At 61.1% G+C, this 14171-nt stretch carries 12 protein-coding genes; 10 read left to right on the top strand and 2 right to left on the bottom strand.

What is annotated here, in order from left to right; translation table 11 throughout:
- Positions 1 to 19: 19 nt before the first annotated feature.
- From F2S13_RS12775 to F2S13_RS12730, 10 genes are all read left to right on the top strand, one after another.
- A complete protein-coding gene (locus F2S13_RS12775; protein ID WP_166361237.1) occupies positions 20 to 787 on the top strand; it encodes a TorF family putative porin in 768 nt (255 codons plus the stop codon).
- Between the two features lie 39 nt (positions 788 to 826).
- Positions 827 to 2236 (top strand): purine-cytosine permease family protein, encoded by a 1410-nt coding sequence (locus F2S13_RS12770; protein WP_166361235.1) that lies wholly within the window; start codon positions 827 to 829, stop codon positions 2234 to 2236.
- Between the two features lie 44 nt (positions 2237 to 2280).
- Positions 2281 to 3168, top strand: a complete 888-nt coding sequence (locus F2S13_RS12765) for a helix-turn-helix domain-containing protein (protein ID WP_166361233.1) — start codon at positions 2281 to 2283, stop codon at positions 3166 to 3168.
- A gap of 142 nt (positions 3169 to 3310) precedes the next feature.
- Entirely contained in the window at positions 3311 to 4669 is a 1359-nt protein-coding gene (locus F2S13_RS12760) for a glutamine synthetase family protein (RefSeq protein ID WP_166361231.1), read from the top strand.
- Between the two features lie 45 nt (positions 4670 to 4714).
- Positions 4715 to 5809, top strand: coding sequence for a polyamine ABC transporter substrate-binding protein (locus F2S13_RS12755; protein ID WP_166361229.1), 1095 nt, complete (start codon positions 4715 to 4717; stop codon positions 5807 to 5809).
- Positions 5810 to 5859: 50 nt separating this feature from the next.
- A complete protein-coding gene (locus F2S13_RS12750; protein ID WP_166361227.1) occupies positions 5860 to 7158 on the top strand; it encodes an NAD(P)/FAD-dependent oxidoreductase in 1299 nt (432 codons plus the stop codon).
- 107 nt (positions 7159 to 7265) lie between these two features.
- A complete protein-coding gene (gpmI, locus tag F2S13_RS12745; RefSeq protein WP_166361225.1) occupies positions 7266 to 8801 on the top strand; it encodes a 2,3-bisphosphoglycerate-independent phosphoglycerate mutase in 1536 nt (511 codons plus the stop codon).
- Positions 8802 to 8947: 146 nt separating this feature from the next.
- Entirely contained in the window at positions 8948 to 10249 is a 1302-nt protein-coding gene (locus F2S13_RS12740) for a murein hydrolase activator EnvC family protein (protein WP_218583906.1), read from the top strand.
- A gap of 93 nt (positions 10250 to 10342) precedes the next feature.
- On the top strand, positions 10343 to 11674 hold the full coding sequence (locus tag F2S13_RS12735; RefSeq protein ID WP_166361221.1) for a S41 family peptidase: 1332 nt from the start codon (positions 10343 to 10345) through the stop codon (positions 11672 to 11674).
- Positions 11675 to 11678: 4 nt separating this feature from the next.
- On the top strand, positions 11679 to 12473 hold the full coding sequence (locus tag F2S13_RS12730) for a divergent polysaccharide deacetylase family protein (protein WP_166361220.1): 795 nt from the start codon (positions 11679 to 11681) through the stop codon (positions 12471 to 12473).
- Here F2S13_RS12730 and F2S13_RS12725 read toward each other — a convergent pair.
- Positions 12464 to 13216, bottom strand: coding sequence for a substrate-binding periplasmic protein (locus F2S13_RS12725; protein ID WP_166361218.1), 753 nt, complete (start codon positions 13214 to 13216; stop codon positions 12464 to 12466). The two genes, F2S13_RS12730 and F2S13_RS12725, sit on opposite strands and share 10 nt — an antisense overlap.
- Before the next feature lie 180 nt (positions 13217 to 13396).
- On the bottom strand, positions 13397 to 14167 hold the full coding sequence (gene hisF / locus F2S13_RS12720) for an imidazole glycerol phosphate synthase subunit HisF (RefSeq protein ID WP_166361216.1): 771 nt from the start codon (positions 14165 to 14167) through the stop codon (positions 13397 to 13399).
- Positions 14168 to 14171: the final 4 nt, after the last annotated feature.

The raw sequence follows: 14171 nt of genomic DNA, 5'->3' as shown, positions 1-14171 counted from the left end.
AATAAAAAGGAAAACCTGCATGCCCGCTCTGAAAGCAATCGTTCTTGCCAGCCTGGCGCTGGCACCCCTGGCTGCTCAAGCGCTGGTACTGAGCGATGATTTCACCCTGATAATCGACCTGGCCGCCGTCAGTGACTATCGCAGCCGTGGCATCAGCCAGACCCTCGGCGACCCCGCCGCCCAGTTCGGTCTCACCCTGGCCCATAGCAGCGGCCTCTATGCCGGCGCCTGGACCTCGAATGTCGATTTCGGCAAATCCATCGACGAAGAAGGCAATGAATTCAGCTTCAAGACCCGCCAGGAAGTCGACTACTACGCCGGCTACTTCTGGCAGATGAGCGACCAGATCAGCCTCGACCTGGGCTATTTGAAATTCACCTACCCGAAGGAAAGCCAGTTCAACCAGAGCGAGGTCTACGCCACCCTCGAAGCCTATGGCGTTGAGCTCGCTGCCAAATACTCCAACGACATGGAAAACGTCTTCGGCAAAAACCAGGACACCCTCTACACCTATGTGGGCTACAAGACCACGCTACCGGCCGAGGTTGGCCTGGAGTTGCGCTACGGTCGCAACGACTTCCAGGATCAGGCGTTTGTGTCCGGCGACGGCGGCAGCCGTTCGTCCTACCGCGAGTGGGAAGCCAAATTGACCCGCGATTTCGTCGGCGTCACCTGGGGCCTGAGCTATATCGATACCGACCTGTCGCAAAGCGAGTGCGCAAGTTGGTACGGTTATGGCGATCTGTGCACGGCGACCGTGGTTGCCAGCGCCAGCAAGACGTTCTAAACGACACATGACAAAAACAAAAACCTAGAGAACACGGTAATGACGACGGTCAACGAGAACCCACGAACACCCCTGATCGAGACCCGCTCGATCGATTTCATTCCCGAGGCCGAGCGCCATGGCAGCCTGTACAGCCAGTTCACCCTGTGGCTCGGCGCCAACCTGCAGATCACCGCGATTGTCACCGGCGCACTGGCCGTAGTGCTGGACGGCGATGTGTTCTGGTCGCTGATCGGCCTGCTGCTCGGCCAATTGTTCGGCGGTGCGGTGGTGGCACTGCACGCTGCACAAGGGCCGAAGCTCGGGCTGCCGCAGATGATTTCCAGCCGCGTGCAATTCGGAGTCTACGGTGCAGCCATTCCGATCGTGCTGGTGTGCCTGATGTACTTCGGCTTCAGCGCCACCGGCGCGGTATTGTCGGGGCAGGCCATCGCCCAACTGATCAGCGTCAGTGACAGCACCGGCATCCTGATTTTCGCTACCTGCATCGCAGTTCTGACCATGTTCGGCTACCGGGTCATCCACCTGGTCGGCAAGGTCACCAGTGTGCTCGGCATCCTTGCCTTTGCCTACCTGTTCACCCGCTTGATGACGCTCAACGACATCGGCCTGCTGCTGGAAAACCGCCACTTCAGCTGGAGTACCTTTTTGCTGGCCGTGTCCCTTTCGGCTTCCTGGCAGATCGCCTTCGGCCCTTATGTGGCCGACTATTCCCGCTACCTGCCGAGCAAGACCTCTTCCTGGAAAACCTTCGCCGCCGTCGGTCTCGGCACGGTGCTGGGTGCCCAGGCTTCGATGGTGCTGGGGGTGTTCGCGGCGGCATTGGCGGGTGCGAACTTTCGTGGTCATGAAGTGGCGACCATCGTCGGCCTTGGCAGTACCGGCGTAATGGCGGCCCTGCTATATCTGAGTGTGGTGCTGGGCAAGGTGACAGTCTCCACCCTCAACGCCTACGGCAGCTTCATGTGCATGGCCACCATCATCAGTGGCTTTGGCCGTCGTCTGCAGTTCTCGGCCATGCAGCGCATGCTGTTCGTGTTGGTGATCGTCGCTGTCTCCACCACTATTGCCCTGCTCGGCCAGAACTCGTTCCTGACGGCCTTCAAGTTCTTCATTCTGTTCCTGCTGACCTTTTTCACCCCCTGGAGCGCGATCAACCTGGTTGACTATTACTTCGTCAACAAGGGACGCTATGACGTGCAGGCGCTGTCGGACCCCGATGGCCGCTACGGTCGCTGGAACGTGCAGGGGATCAGCGTCTACGTCATCGGCGTATTGATCCAGCTGCCTTTCGTCGACACCCACTTCTACACTGGGCCCATGGTTGCGCAACTGGGTGGTGTCGATGTTTCCTGGATCGTCGGCCTGCTGGTACCCGGTATTCACTATTACCTGGTGGCCAGAAACACAGCCCGCGCCCTGCCGCCGGAACGTACCCAACAGGCCTGAACCGAGCCTTCAACAGAATAAAAAGATGGGACAAGCGAGTCGTCATGCAGATTCAAGCCCACAACGCCCACGATGTGAACGAGCAACAGACCGTCATCGACGGCTGGGAGCAGCATTACCAGCAGATGTCGCCTGGCGCCTTTCGCGGCCAGATCGTGCACATGGAAGTGGGCGGCGTGGCGGTGTACGAAGAGCAGATGAATACCCGGGTCGAGCAGTATTTCCATGCCCCGGCCAGCTCCCTGGTATTCAGCTTCGACACCAACGACGGCTCGCTCTATCTGCTCAATGGCGAAAGCCAGAACACCTGGATCACCCCGGAGAACTACAAGGAAGTCGCCGTGGTGCTGGATCAAAAATACCTCAGCGGGCTCGGTTGTCTGGACCTGAGCGCTCTGGACGGGCTATTCCTCACGCCATTGGGTTCCCAGCAAAGCCGGGTATTCGGCAGATGGCTCAGCAGCACCCTGGCCAGCTTGCTCGCGGCCGGTGATCAGCTCGCCGAGGAAAGCCTGGCCAGGCAACTGGTGGATGACTGCCTGTATGTGCTCGAGTGCTCGACACCGACGCTGGATGGCTCAGGCCTGCGGCGCCTGGCCCAGGACCGGAAAATCGTGCGCAAGGTGCTGGAGCTGGTGACGGCCTTCCCCGATGAAAATTTCACTGCCCTGGAGTTGGCCAAGGCAGCCGGCGTTTCCGTACGTCAGCTGCAAAAAAGCTTCACGGCATTCATCGGGGTGGCGCCCAACCACTGGCTGCGGCTGCGCCGGTTGAACGCGGCCCACCGCGATCTGCTGCGCGCCCGCCCCGGTGAAACCACTGTGGCCGAGATCGCCATGCGCTGGTCCTTCTGGCACCTGGGGCGTTTCTCCGAGGCTTATCGCAGCCTGTTCAACGAGCTGCCCAGCAGCACACTCCTGCGCCGTTCCTGAACGGCCACCACGCACCAAAAAGAGGCACGGAATCGTTCGCAAAGCGGATAGAGGCCGGCCGCGTCCCGGTTGCACACTTTCTACGACGAATGAAGCCGGGCGGCATTTGAACGCTTTGGCAAACTTACCTTCATGAGGCGTTATGAAAGGCAATCTGGATCGATTGAGCCACTGGTTGAAGGACAACAAGATCACTGAGGTCGAGTGTCTTATTTCGGACTTGAGCGGCATTGCCCGGGGCAAGATCTCGCCCACCAACAAGTTCCTGAATGAGCAAGGCATGCGCCTGCCCGAAAGCGTTCTGCTGCAGACCGTCACCGGCGACTATGTCGAAGACGAGGTCTATTACGAGCTGCTCGACCCGGCCGACATCGACATGCACTGTCGCCCCGATGAAGACGCCGTGTTTCTGGTGCCGTGGGCCCTGGAGCCAACAGCCCTGGTAATCCACGACACCTACGACAAGCGCACCAACCCGATCGAGCTGTCTCCGCGCAATATCCTCAAGAAAGTACTCAGGCTCTATACCGAGCAAGGCTGGAAGCCAATCATCGCGCCAGAAATGGAGTTCTACCTGACCCAGCGCAGCGATGACCCCGACTACCCGCTCAAGCCACCGGTCGGCCGCTCCGGGCGCCAGGAAACCGGGCGCCAGTCGTACTCGATCGAGGCCACCAACGAGTTCGATCCGCTGTTCGAGGACATGTACAACTGGAGCGAGGCCCAGGGGCTGGATCTCGATACGCTGATCCATGAGGAAGGCACCGCGCAGATGGAAATCAACTTCCGTCACGGCGACCCGCTGCACCTGGCCGACCAAATCTTCGTGTTCAAGCGGACCCTGCGCGAGGCAGCCCTCAAGCACAACGTCAGCGCCACCTTCATGGCCAAGCCGATGACCGGCGAGCCAGGCAGCGCCATGCACCTGCACCAGAGCGTGGTGGACCTGAACACCGGCAAGAATGTGTTCTCCAACGCCGACGGCAGCATGAGCGAGCTGTTCCTGCACCACATCGGTGGCTTGCAGAAATACATTCCCGAAACGCTGCCGCTGTTCGCCCCCAACGTGAACTCGTTCCGCCGCTTCCTGCCCGACACCTCTGCGCCGGTGAACGTGGAGTGGGGCGAAGAAAACCGCACCGTGGGCCTGCGAGTACCGGATTCCGATCCGCAAAACCGCCGGGTCGAGAATCGCCTGCCCGGCGCCGATGCCAACCCTTACCTGGCGCTGGCGGCGAGCCTGCTGTGTGGCCTGGTCGGCATGCTGGAAGGCGTCGAGCCGAGTCAGCCGGTGCAGGGGCGTGGCTACGAGCGGCGCAACCTGGCCCTGCCGCTGACTCTGGAAGCAGCGCTGGAGCGCATGGAGTTGTCGGTCATGCTCAAGGAATACCTGGGCGAGCGCTTCACCAAGGGCTATGTCGCGGTCAAGCGGGTCGAGCACGAGAACTTCAAGCAAGTGATCAGCTCCTGGGAACGGGAGTTCCTGTTGCTGAGCGTGTAAACACCGGTTTTTCGTGACTCTCTTCCATCGCCCCAGGACAAGATCATGCAAATAATAAAAAAATCACGCATCACCGCCCTGCTCTGCGCCCTGGCCCTGCCCGGCCTGGCGTGGGCAGAGGATGTCGTGAACATCTACAACTGGACCGATTACATCGCCACCAACACCCTGGCGGACTTCCAGAAGGCCACGGGCATCAAACCGATCTACGACGTGTTCGACTCCAACGAGACCCTGGAAGGTAAGTTGCTGGCGGGGCGTTCCGGTTATGACGTGGTGGTGCCGAGCAACCACTTCCTGGGCCGGCAGATCAAGACCGGTGCCTTCCAGAAGCTGGACATGAGCAAGCTGCCCAACTACAGCAACCTCGATCCGGAACTGCTCAAGCGACTGCAGGCCAACGACCCGGGGAACCAGTATGCAGTGCCCTATCTCTGGGGCACCAATGGCATCGGCTACAACGTTGCGAAGATCAAGGAAGTCCTGGGTACCGAGCAGATCGACTCCTGGAGCGTGCTGTTCGAACCGGAAAACCTGAAAAAGCTCCAGGCCTGCGGCGTCTCGTTCATGGACTCTGCCGATGAGCTTTTCCCGTCCATGCTCAACTACATGGGACTAGACCCCAACACGCAAAAAATCGATGACTACAAGAAGGCCGAGAAAAAGCTCACGCAACTGCGGCCCTACATCACCTACTTCCACTCCTCCAAGTACGTGACCGACCTGGCCAATGGCGATATCTGCATCGCCTTCGGTTACTCCGGCGATGTCTTCCAGGCCATGAAACGGGCCGAGGAAGCCAATAACGGGGTCAAGATCGCCTACGTCGTACCCAAAGAAGGCGGCAACTTGTGGTTCGACATGCTGACCATCCCGGCCGATGCCAGGAATGTCGACCAGGCCCATGCGTTCATCAATTACCTGCTCAAGCCCCAGGCCATTGCCGATGTCAGCGACTATGTCGGCTACGCCAATGCCAATACCCAGGCGACAGCGTTGATGACCGAACAGATCCGCAATGATCCGTCGGTCTATCCACCGGCATCGGTGCAGAAGAAGCTCTACGTCTCCACGGAGGTATCACCGGATGTCATGCGCTGGGAGACCCGCTCCTGGAACAAGCTGAAGTCCGGCAAATAATCCGCCCTGTCGGGCTGGTGCGCCAGCCCGACGTCGACAGGTACCCTCCTATGTTTTCCAGCCCTACTCCACCTGCTACCTATTATTTCGCAACACGCAACCGCAGCCTCGACTGCCCACCGCTCGAAGGCCAGGCCCAGGCTGACGTTTGCGTGGTCGGCGCGGGCTTTACCGGTGTGAACACGGCCATCGAGCTGGCCGAGCGCGGTTACTCGGTCATCCTGCTCGAAGCGCGCCAGATCGCCTGGGCGGCCAGCGGGCGCAACGGCGGGCAACTGATCCGCGGGCTCGGACACGACCTTGGGAAATTCAAGAAGTACATCGGCAGCGACGGCTGCCAGACCCTCGAGCGTCTCGGCCTTGAAGCCGTCGAGATCGTTCGCCGGCGCGTGCAGCGACATGCCATCGACTGCGACCTGCGCTGGGGGCATTGCGAACTGGCCAATACGCCGGCGCATTACGCCGGTCTGATACGCGAGCGCGACGCGCTCGAGCAGCAGGGTTATGCCCATGAGGTCAGCCTGGTCGAACCGCACGACATGGCCCGGGTGGTGGGCTCCGATCGCTATGTCGGCGGCTTGATCGACAACGGTTCTGGGCATTTGCACCCACTCAACCTGGCGTTGGGCGAAGCAGCGGTCGCCCAGGAACTGGGGGTCCGCATCTGTGAAAACAGCATGGTCACCCGCATCGAATACGGCAGCCGGGTCCGCGTGCACACCGCCAAGGGGCAGGTGCTGGCCAAGACCCTCGTGCTCGCCGGCAATGCCCACCTGGGCAACCTGGAACCTGCGCTCAGTGGCAAGGTCTTGCCCGCGGGCAGCTATGTCATCGCCACCGAGCCCCTGGATGCGGACCTGGCCGAGTCACTGATTCCGGCCAACCGGGCGTTGTGCGACCAGCGTGTGGGGCTCGATTACTATCGCTTGTCGGCAGACCGGCGCCTGTTGTTCGGCGGCGCATGTCGCTACTCGGGCCGCGACCCCAGCGACGTCGCCCGCTACATGCGTCCGAAGATGCTCAAGGTATTCCCACAGCTCGCCGACAAGCGCATTGATTTTCAGTGGAGCGGAATGATCGGCATCGGCGCCAACCGGTTACCGCAGATCGGGCGGTTGCACGAGCATCCGAATGTCTACTATGCCCAGGCCTATGCCGGACACGGGCTCAATACCACCCACCTGGCGGCCCGGCTGCTGGCCGAAGCGATCAACCGCGAGCACAGCCACGGCTTCGACCTGTTCGCCCGCGTGCCCCACATGACCTTCCCGGGTGGGCAACGGTTGCGCTCGCCGCTGCTGGCGCTGGGCATGCTCTGGTACCGGCTCAAGGACGTTGTGGGTGCCTGAGAGGCCGTTTCGAGGGAAATTGATAAAGGGTATTCGTCATTGACGGTCAAGATGACCTAAAATGCGCTCTTTTCCCTTTTCCATCTGAACAACCTCGAGTGGGATCTATGACTGCCACGCCAAAACCCTTGGTCCTGATCATCCTGGATGGTTTCGGCCATAGCGACAGCCCTGAGTACAACGCCATCTATTCGGCCAACACGCCGGTCTACGATCGCCTGCGTGCCGAACAGCCCAATGGCTTGATTTCAGGCTCCGGCATGGACGTGGGCCTGCCCGACGGCCAGATGGGCAACTCCGAAGTCGGCCATATGAACCTGGGCGCCGGGCGCGTGGTTTACCAGGACTTCACCCGCGTGACCAAGGCCATCCGCGACGGCGAGTTCTTCGAGAACCCGACCCTGTGCGGCGCCGTGGACAAAGCAGTGGCTGGCGGCAAGGCGGTGCATATCCTCGGCCTGCTGTCCGACGGTGGCGTGCACAGCCACCAGGATCACCTGGTGGCCATGGCCGAACTCGCCGTCCAGCGTGGCGCCGAGAAGATCTACCTGCATGCCTTCCTCGACGGCCGCGACACACCACCGAAAAGCGCCCAGGCCCCGCTGGAGCTGCTTGATGCCACCTTCGCCAAACTGGGCAAGGGCCGCATCGCGAGCATCATCGGCCGCTATTTCGCGATGGACCGTGACAACCGCTGGGACCGCGTTTCCACCGCCTACAACCTGATCGTCGACAGCGCCGCCGAGTTCAGCGCCGCCAATGCCGTCGAAGGCCTGGAAGCGGCCTATGCCCGTGGCGAGAGCGACGAGTTCGTCAAGGCCACCCGTATCGGTGAAGCGGTCAAGGTCGAAGATGGCGATGCCGTGATCTTCATGAACTTCCGCGCCGACCGTGCACGCGAGCTGACCCGCGTTTTCGTCGAAGACAACTTCAGCGAGTTCGAGCGTGCACGCCAGCCGAAGCTGGCCGGTTTCATCGGCCTGACCCAGTACTCGGCCAAGATCCCGGCCCCAGCCGCCTTCGCACCGGGCAGCCTGGACAACGTATTGGGCGAATACCTGGCGAAAAACGGCAAGACCCAGCTGCGCATCGCCGAAACCGAGAAGTATGCCCACGTCACCTTCTTCTTCTCCGGCGGACGTGAAGAACCCTTTGCCGGTGAAGAACGCATCCTGATCCCGTCACCGCAAGTCGCCACCTACGACTTGCAGCCAGAGATGAGTGCGCCTGAAGTCACCGACAAGATAGTCGACGCCATCGAGCACCAGCGTTACGACGTGATCGTGGTCAACTACGCCAACGGCGACATGGTCGGCCACAGCGGCGTCTTCGAAGCCGCGGTCAAGGCCGTGGAATGCCTCGACACCTGTGTTGGCCGCATCGTCACCGCACTTGAGAAAGTTGGCGGCGAAGCCCTGATCACCGCTGACCACGGCAACGTCGAACAGATGGAAGACGAGTGCACCGGCCAAGCGCACACCGCCCACACCACCGAGCCGGTTCCCTTCATCTACGTCGGCAAGCGTGCCCTGAAAGTGCGTGAAGGCGGTGTGCTGGCCGACGTCGCGCCGACCATGCTGCACCTGATGGGCCTGGAGAAGCCGGCCGAGATGACCGGCACCTCGATCCTGACCGAAGGTTGAAAACCCCTTAAAAAGGGCCATTCGGCCCTTTTTCCAGACAAACGCCTCAAAGCAGATAGCTTTGAGGCGTTTTTTTTGCATCGCGCGGCGGGCATACTAGGGTAATGATACGCCTCCCCGTCTCTTACTCTGGTGTCGCCCGCCCCATGCTTCGCGCCCTGATCGTTTTAGCCCTGACTTGCCTGCTCAATCCGGCGTTTGCCGATGAGCGCGCCCAAACCCAACAACAGTTGGACGCCACGCGTCAGGATATTGCCGAGCTGAAAAAGCTCCTCGGCCAACTGCAGCAGGAGAAATCCGGCGTGCAGAAAGACCTGCGCGGCACCGAAACTGAAATAGGCAAGCTGGAGAAGCAGGTGGAGGCCCTGCAAAAAGAACTAAAAAAGACCGAGGGCGAACTGGAGCGCCTGGACACTGAGAAAAAAAAACTCCAGAGCGCGCGCATTGAACAACAGCGACTGATCGCCATCCAGGCGCGAGCCGCTTATCAAAGTGGGCGCCAGGAATACCTGAAACTGCTGCTCAATCAGCAGAACCCGGAACAGTTCGCCCGCACCCTGACTTACTATGACTACATGAGCCAGGCGCGCCTGGAGCAATTGCGCAGCTTCAACGAAACCCTGCGCCAACTGGCCAACGTCGAAAAAGAAATCGCCCTGCAGCAGGCCCAGCTACTGACCCAGCAAGGCAGCCTCGACAGCCAGCGCCATGAACTCGAAGTGGTTCGCGACCAACGCCAGCAGGTATTGGCCAAGCTGAACAACGACGTGAAAGAGCGCGATCAGAAACTGCAGGCCCGCCAGCAAGATCAGGCCGACCTGACCAAAGTGCTCAAGACCATCGAGGAAGCCCTCGCCCGCCAGGCCCGGGAAGCCGAAGAGGCACGCCAGAAGGCACTGCTTGCCCAGCAGGAAGCCGAAAAGCAACGCCAACGCGAAGCAGAGGCTCAGGCTCAGGCCCAGGCCAATGCCAGCGATACACCACGCAAAGTGAAACCTGTGGCCGGGGAACTGGTCTCAAGCAGTGGCGCCTCTTATGGCGGCCCCTTCGTTTCAGCCCGCGGCAAGCTTCCCTGGCCCGTCGATGGTCGACTGCTGGCACACTTCGGTGAAACCCGTGGCGACGACGCCCGGACCAAGTGGGATGGGGTGATGATCAGTGCATCCGCCGGCAGCCAGGTGCATGCTGTACATGGTGGCCGAGTGGTTTTCGCCGACTGGTTGCGCGGCGCCGGGCTTCTGGTCATTCTCGATCATGGAAATGGTTATCTGAGCCTGTACGGGCACAACCAGACCCTGCTCAAGGAGGCCGGCGACATCGTCAAGGCCGGTGAGGCCATCTCGACCGTCGGCAGCAGTGGTGGGCAGGATACGCCAGCGTTGTACTTCGCAATTCGTCAGCAGGGCCGTCCGAGCGACCCTGCGCAATGGTGCCGCTCCCAGGGATAGGGCGCGACCAATATTTCACGGCGTTCGAACTGTCACCGACGGTCGCGCCGATGCCCCGCAAGGCGCAAAAACAGGATTAGGAGTTCGTTCGACATGCTGCATTTCTCCCGCCTTACTACGCTGGCCCTGGCGCTCGCGGTAGTCATCGGTGCCCCTCTGGCCTGGGCTGCAGAGCCTGCCCGCTCGGCAACCACAACCGCGGCTGCCGCTGCCAAGGCACCGCTGCCGCTCGACGAGCTGCGCACCTTCGCCGAGGTCATGGACCGGATCAAGGCGGCGTATGTCGAACCTGTCGATGACAAGACCCTGCTGGAAAACGCCATCAAGGGCATGCTCAGCAATCTCGATCCGCATTCTGCCTACCTGGGCCCGGAAGACTTCCAGGAACTGCAGGAAAGCACCAGCGGCGAATTCGGCGGCCTGGGCATCGAGGTGGGTGCCGAGGACGGTTTCATCAAGGTCGTCTCGCCAATCGATGACACACCGGCGTCCAAGGCCGGCATCGAGGCCGGCGACCTGATCGTCAAGATCAACGGCCAGCCGACTCGCGGACAGACCATGACCGAAGCCGTCGACAAGATGCGTGGCAAGGTTGGCGAGAAGATCACCCTGACCCTGGTGCGCAACGGCGGCAACCCCTTCGACGTGACCCTGGCCCGCGCGATCATCCAGGTCAAGAGCGTCAAGAGCCAACTGCTCGAGCATGACTACGGCTACATTCGCATCACCCAGTTCCAGGTCAAGACCGGCGAAGAAGTCGGCAAGGCCCTGGCCAAGCTGCGCAAGGAAAACGGCAATAAATTGCGCGGCATCATTCTCGATCTGCGCAACAACCCCGGCGGCGTACTGCAGTCTGCCGTGGAAGTGGCCGACCACTTTCTGACCAAGGGCCTGATCGTCTACACCAAAGGCCGTATCGCCAACTCCGAACTGCGCTTCTCCGCTGACCCGGCCGACGCCAGTGAAGGCGTGCCATTGGTGGTGCTGATCAACGGCGGCAGTGCTTCGGCATCGGAAATCGTCGCCGGCGCCCTGCAGGACCAGAAACGCGGCGTGCTGATGGGTACCGATAGCTTCGGCAAAGGCTCGGTGCAAACCGTCCTGCCACTGAACAATGATCGTGCCCTGAAGATCACCACGGCGCTGTACTACACCCCGAACGGGCGCTCGATCCAGGCCCAGGGCATCGTGCCTGACATCGAAGTACGCCGAGGCAAGCTCACCGCCGAACAGGACGGTGAAAACTTCAAGGAAGCCGATCTGCAAGGCCATCTGGGCAATGGCAATGGTGGTGCCGACAGACCGTCTCGCAAGGCCGGCCTGACCATTACCGGCAGCAAGAAGGATCACCCTCAGGACGACGACTTCCAGCTGAGCCAGGCCCTGAGCCTGCTCAAGGGCCTGAGTATCACTCGCGGCAACTAAGGGCGTGAGGCTTCGCAACACGCTGCTTGCGCTGCTTTGCTGCCTGGCCGGTGCCGCCCTGGCAGCACCGGCCGGGCCTGCGGCGGCACCAGCCGTTCTCCACAAGGCCTATCTGAGCCTGATCATCGACGACCTCGGGCAGAACCTGCCGCGCGATCGCCGCGCCCTTGCCCTGCCCGGCCCGGTCACACTTGCAGTAATGCCCGACACCCCGCATGCCAGCGAATTCGCCCGCGAAGCCCACCGCGCCGGCAAGACGGTGATCCTGCACATGCCCATGGACCCGGCAACCGGACCCTACGCCTGGCACCCGGAACTGCCATTGACGGAACTGGAAAGCCGACTGAACGCCGCACTGGCCAAAGTGCCTTACGCCGCCGGCATCAACAATCACATGGGCAGCCGCATGACCGCCGAGCCTGTGGCCATGGCCTGGTTGATGGCGGAACTGCAGCGTCGCCATCTGTTCTTCGTCGACAGCCGTACCAGCGCCGGCACGGTTGCCGCCGCCAAGGCCCAGGAAGCTCAACTGGCCAGTGTTTCGCGGGATGTGTTTCTCGACGATGTACGCACCACAGAAGCGATTGGCGCTCAGCTGCAGAGCGCTATTTCACTGGCACGCAAACAAGGCTCGGCCGTGGTGATCGGCCACCCCTATCCTCAGACACTGGATGTGCTGGAACGTGAACTGCCGCGCCTCAAGGCCCAGGGCATCGAGTGGATCGAGATTCGCCAGATGATTGCCGAGCGGGGCAATCGCGCGATGGCCGGGCACGGCAAAAATGGTGTCTACAGGTAACGACCCATCGCTTCTTCGACAAAGCCTTCGGCGCGCATCTGATCGAGCTCATGCTGTAGTTTGCTGACAATCTCGTCCGGTACGTCCTTGTTCAAGGCCAGGTAGAGTTCGGCACTGTTGAACCGCAATACGGTTTTCAGCCCGGTGACCCCCTCCTGGCGCGCCAGGTAGCGACCGGCGGGATCACCCGTTGCCCACAGGTCGATTTGCCCATCCATGAGCTTTTTGGCGTTGTCCTGATCACGCAAGGCAACGACAGGCTTGAGCCCTTGCTTGTTCAAGTGCACGGCGATGGCATCGCCCTTATAGGCGCCGATCTTGTAGCGTCGGGCCTGCTCGATGCTGTCCAGCTTGATGCGGCTGTTGGGCTTGGCCAGGAGAATCCAGTCATCCGGCCCGATCGGACCAACCCACTTGAAGAGTTTCTCGCGCTCGGCCAGGCGCGCCATGACAAAAACGCCGTGCCCGGGCTGTTCCAGGGTGATCTTGTAGATACGCTCCCAAGGGAAACGCAGGGTCATGCTGTAGGAAATGCCGGCACGCTTGAACATCTCGCGAACGATATCCGCCGCGATGCCCTCGATGTTTTCTTCCTGGGCGAAGTTCTTGCCGTTGATCGCCATGTTGTAAGGCGGGAAGTTTTCGGTGAGCAGCACCATTGAGTTGTCATTCGTGCCAGCGGCGCGGGCGGCGCTGGTGAAGAGCAGGCAGGTGCAGGTCAGAATCAGCAAGCGCTTGAACATGGTTGAGCCCCGAAATCCTTGGCAGCTTCCAGATTGCCGGGAAGTGGGGCCAACTGTCCAGTGAAGCCTTGATGGCAATTTGGCATTATTCAAGATCGCTATCGCTGGCAAGCCAGCTCCCACAGAGTAAGCAGCGCAAACTTTCTCCTGTGGGAGCTGGCTTGCCAGCGATGAGGCCCGTCAGCGCACCACAATCCCCCGCTGCGCCATATAAGCCTTGGCCTCCGGCACCGTGTACTCGCCAAAGTGGAAAATACTCGCCGCCAGTACCGCACTGGCATGCCCTTCCAGCACACCATCGGCCAAATGCTGCAGGTTGCCGACGCCACCAGAAGCAATCACCGGAATGCCCAGGGCATCACTGATCGCCCGGGTCACGCCCAGGTCGAAACCGTTTTTCATGCCATCCTGGTCCATGCTGGTCAGCAGGATTTCGCCCGCACCCAGATCTTCCATCTTTTTGGCCCAGGCCACGGCATCCAGCCCGGTAGGTTTGCGTCCGCCGTGGGTGAAGATCTCCCAGCGCGGCGCCTCGCCCGGAGCGGATACCTTCTTGGCGTCGATGGCGACCACGATGCACTGCGAACCGAAGTGCTGCGCCGCTTCGCCGACGAATTCCGGGTTGAACACCGCTGCAGTGTTGATCGACACCTTGTCGGCGCCGGCATTGAGCAGGTTGCGGATGTCCTGCACGGTACGCACGCCACCGCCCACGGTAAGCGGGATGAACACCTGACTGGCCATGCGCTCGACAGTGTGCAGCGTGGTGTCGCGGCCGTCGACACTGGCGGTGATGTCGAGAAAGGTGATTTCGTCGGCACCCTGCTCATCGTAACGCCGCGCGATTTCCACCGGATCGCCCGCATCGCGGATGTTCTCGAACTTGACGCCCTTGACCACCCGACCGTTGTCGACGTCCAGGCAAGGGATGATGCGTTTGGCCAGCGCCATGGGT

It is taken from the genome of Pseudomonas akapageensis (assembly GCF_011355085.1).
In the GTDB taxonomy this organism is placed as follows: Bacteria; Pseudomonadota; Gammaproteobacteria; order Pseudomonadales; family Pseudomonadaceae; genus Aquipseudomonas; species Aquipseudomonas akapageensis.
The sequence above is the reverse complement of the archived record's forward strand: the minus strand, read 5'-3'. Positions and strand labels throughout refer to the sequence as shown.